Annotated in this window: 6 protein-coding genes; 2 read left to right on the top strand and 4 right to left on the bottom strand. The window is 33.3% G+C overall.

Annotated elements, in window-relative coordinates; translation table 11 throughout:
* Both VLB80_05395 and VLB80_05390 read left to right on the top strand, forming a co-directional pair.
* The coding region (locus VLB80_05395; GenBank protein HSC25618.1) for an AAA family ATPase at positions 1-913 on the top strand (913 nt) is incomplete at its 5' end.
* Between the two features lie 161 nt (positions 914-1074).
* Positions 1075-2523 carry an AAA family ATPase gene (locus VLB80_05390; GenBank protein HSC25617.1) on the top strand — a complete coding sequence of 483 codons (1449 nt, stop codon included), beginning with the start codon at positions 1075-1077 and terminating at the stop codon, positions 2521-2523.
* A 9-nt stretch (positions 2524-2532) separates the two neighbouring features.
* Here the strand turns inward: VLB80_05390 and VLB80_05385 are convergent, their stop codons facing one another.
* The 4 genes from VLB80_05385 to VLB80_05370 form a co-directional block, all read right to left on the bottom strand.
* Positions 2533-2892 (bottom strand): nucleotide pyrophosphohydrolase, encoded by a 360-nt coding sequence (locus VLB80_05385; GenBank protein ID HSC25616.1) that lies wholly within the window; start codon positions 2890-2892, stop codon positions 2533-2535.
* A 3-nt stretch (positions 2893-2895) separates the two neighbouring features.
* Positions 2896-3018 carry a hypothetical protein gene (locus VLB80_05380; protein ID HSC25615.1) on the bottom strand — a complete coding sequence of 41 codons (123 nt, stop codon included), beginning with the start codon at positions 3016-3018 and terminating at the stop codon, positions 2896-2898.
* A 15-nt stretch (positions 3019-3033) separates the two neighbouring features.
* The gene (locus tag VLB80_05375; protein HSC25614.1) at positions 3034-3660 is read right to left on the bottom strand and encodes a hypothetical protein; all 627 of its coding nucleotides are present in this window, start codon (positions 3658-3660) and stop codon (positions 3034-3036) included.
* A gap of 3 nt (positions 3661-3663) precedes the next feature.
* Positions 3664-3868: hypothetical protein (locus VLB80_05370; GenBank protein ID HSC25613.1), on the bottom strand; the 205-nt coding region annotated here is incomplete at its 5' end.

Here is a 3868-nt window from a genome sequence, read left to right as displayed (position 1 = left end):
TGATAGATGGAAACGTTGGTGGTCAGGATATAAAACACCACCTATGATCTTTGATCAATCAGTTAAGAGTCGTTTAGAAGAAATTCAGGAAAAAACAAAAAATATTCGTGATCACATTCGCAATGGTAAAAAAATAACGTATGATAATTTATTGCTTTATGGTAAGCCAGGTACTGGTAAAACATTATTTGCGCAAATATTAGCAGATACAACTGATATGGATTTTTTACCTGTTACTGCAGCGTCAATTTTACAGTCAGGCGTTGAAGGAATTAAATATTTTGATGAGCTTATTGAAATGGCAAACAAAAGCAAATATGGCGTTATCCTCTTTGTTGATGAAGCTGATGCTTTGTTTGTTAATCGCGACAAGCTTAATCCTGAATCTGATCATTACAAAGTATTAAATCATGTACTTGCTATAACTGGCAACGGTAGTAACAAATTAATGTTAATCGCTGCGACAAATCATGCGTATGTTATGGATCCTGCTATGGGTAGAAGATTCCAAGATCGTGTAAAAATGCCATTACCAAGTGAAACAACTCGTAAAGAGTTACTCAATCTTTATATTGGTGAGCAATTATTCAACGCAAACAATAATAATTCTTCATTTATTACGGCTGCACGAAAAATTCTTACAAATGAAAGAGTTAATGCTATCGCGCAACAAACAGCTGGCCTATCTCATGCTGAAATAAAAGATATGGTCGTAATAATGAACAAAAAAGCAAATGCTACTAAAAGTGGTATTCTCACGGAAAGCAATGTTCAAAGTGCGATTGATGAAGCAATTGAAAAAATACAGGCTTTAAAGCGAGATAAGCTAAAATTAAAGAAGAAAGCGCTCGCACAATTACAACGTCAGGTAGAGGCGATTGAAATAGGAACTGAAGAAAATACAGCTGAATAATAGAGATATAAAAATAATAGATTATTTAAACAATGGTCAGTAACTTATAATTAGTTTATTGGCCATTGTTTTTATTCATATTCATTTTTTTGACAAATATGCAGTTATCTATAAAGTAAGAATTACTTTATCTATCAACAAAAGTTGCCTATAAAAAATTTATGATTAAACATTTACAATGTACTACATTACTACTGAGCATTTTATATTTTATACATTTGCTACCACAAATCCCAACAGAGCAACCTTCTTTTATTTTTCCCACTATTCCAATAAAACTTGATACATCAAATCCCATTAAAATAGAACCAGGACCTATTCAATTGCAGCTTCCTGATTTTAGTAAAGTAGGTGGTGAACTTGGCAGGGGTATAGGCGATTTATTTTCTTTAGGAGCGAATTCATTTGCTGATACCGTTGGTGGTGAACAATATGGCAACGATATTTCACGAGGTATGTCCGGATTTGCAAGCAACATGGGGCATGCTATGGGCGATTTTAATATAGCAGCTGAATCTAAATTATTTCCTGAACTAGGCACAACGTTTAGGGGTATTGCCCGTTCTGCAATCAATCCTCGTAATGTTTTTGAATTTGGTGGACTTGTAGCTCTTTCTTTTGTTGTTACAACAACCGGCTATTATCTTACAAAATTACTATGGGAAGTTGTTACGTATAAGATTCTTAATCCAAAACCAGTTATTTTATTGCCAAGCACCACATATGGTCGTTGGGATCGGTTCAAGCGGTGGTGGAAGGGATATAAAACACCAGCTATGTTATTTGATCAATCAGTAAAAGAACGACTTGAGGAAATTGAAGAAAAAACAAAAATGATTCGTACACATAATAGAACAAGAAAAAATCGTCGTTCACTAATAACTTATGATAATTTACTTTTGCACGGTAAACCAGGAACCGGTAAAACATTATTTGCCCGTATACTTGCTGATCGAACTAATATGGATTTTGTTGCAACCACCGCTGCATCCTTATTGCAATCAGGGACTGCGGGTGTTAAATATTTTAATGATATTATGGCAATGGCACGGCGCAGCGCATATGGTCTTATTTTATTTATTGATGAAGCTGATGCATTATTCATTGATCGTAATACGCTTAATCCTGATTCTGATCATTATAAAATATTAAGTCACATTTTAGCTATCACTGGCGATGGCAATAGCAACTTTATGCTTATTGCAGCAACTAATCATGCCTATATCATGGATGATGCTATGGGGCGGCGATTTCAAGATCGCGTACTTATGCCGTTACCTGATGAGCAAACGCGTACTAATCTTATTAGTTTATATGCGCAAAAATATTTATTTACTCTACAAAATAATAGTAAAAAATATGTAAAAGAAGCGAAATCATTGTTAAATATATTAGTCATTAATGAAATTGCAAACAGAACCAGTGGACTTTCTCATGCGGAAATTAAAGACATGATAGAAGCTATACATAAAAAAGCATGCTCAAGTAAAAATGGAATGATTACTGTACTCCATATTAAGCAGGCCGTTGACCAAGCTATTGAAAAACATGTCGTTTTAGAAGAAGACAGAAACAAAAAACATATGCGCTTTAATAATTTTTATGCGTAAATACTAATGCTATAATTGATCATATTTAAGAGATTTTCCCTTGCATTTTTCAATCGGATATTTGCGCGCAGCTTCGATGCGCTTATAAGCAATAGCGGAACTAAGATCAATGTTATGTCGTACGCAAAACGCTAACAATAAAACTGCTACATCGGCAATTTCATCTTCTGCATCTTGTCTACGTTTTTCCAATTCTTCATATGATGCAGCGCTTTCACACCATAAAAAAAGATCCATCAATTCAGTTGCTTCTGATACAAGTGCCATACTTAAATTTTTTGGACTATGAAACTGTTGCCATTCACGATCTTCAACAAATTTTTTAACATCATTTTTTAAAGATTCTATTGTTGTTGTTGTATCAGTCATACGTTATTCCTTTGTCTCTGTTTTTAAATCAGTTTGATCACTATTGTCTTCAATATCATAACGAAATTGTTCAAAAACTGATTGTGCTTTATGTAATTTACTAAAATCTATTGATGTTTTTTCCATCATTTTTCTCGTATATTATTTGTGTAAATAATCAATCACAAACTGACTCCATGATTCCATATTTTCACGTTGGCTTATACATTCAGATAAAGAAAGTAAAGCACCGCTTTTTAACTCTGATTTTATCGCGATTGCAGGTGAATCACCCGTGAGTAAAAATACAAATCCAATATGCACTTTTCCCACGTCATTAGAATCATCATTGATAATACCCAATGGCTTTACGGTAAGATTTCCTGTATAGGAAACTTCTTCATGAAATTCTCGTGTTGCCCATGCAAATAATGAATTTTCTTGCATATCTTCTTGACGGATATGGCCACCAATGCCAAGGGTTAATCTATTACGTAAACGTGTTTCTGATGCGTTTGATTTGCGCTGCATTAAAAAAAAATGATTATTATAGGTAAAAATAAGATAAGGAATAATCTGTTTATATAATGTATTTATTTCCATTATTGAACGCGGATGAAACTCTTTTTTATGATTAATTATATGAAAGTAATGCTCAAAATCAACTTCCTTTAATCCATGCCATACTTGCGGTGAAGCTGCGGTAAAGAGATGTGTTCGCTTGACTACTAAAATATGCTCATCATGTAATGTTATGTTTTCTTGCGGTGAAGTAATAATCTGTTTCATACATTATTTTCCTTTTTGTATTGCAGCCATGTAGTTATAATCCATAAAATATCTATGTAATACTTCATCTGTATAAGAATAACTATTATCATTATTAAAATACCCATACAGAACTTCTCTCATACGCCCTAATTCGCGCAGTCGTTTTCGATTTTTTGGATCCTGGATAGTTAAATTTAATAAATCAAATGCTCTTTTTAGTGCATCA

This window comes from Candidatus Babeliales bacterium (assembly GCA_035455925.1).
Classification (GTDB): Bacteria; Babelota; Babeliae; order Babelales; family Vermiphilaceae; genus SOIL31.
The sequence above is the reverse complement of the archived record's forward strand: the minus strand, read 5'-3'. Positions and strand labels throughout refer to the sequence as shown.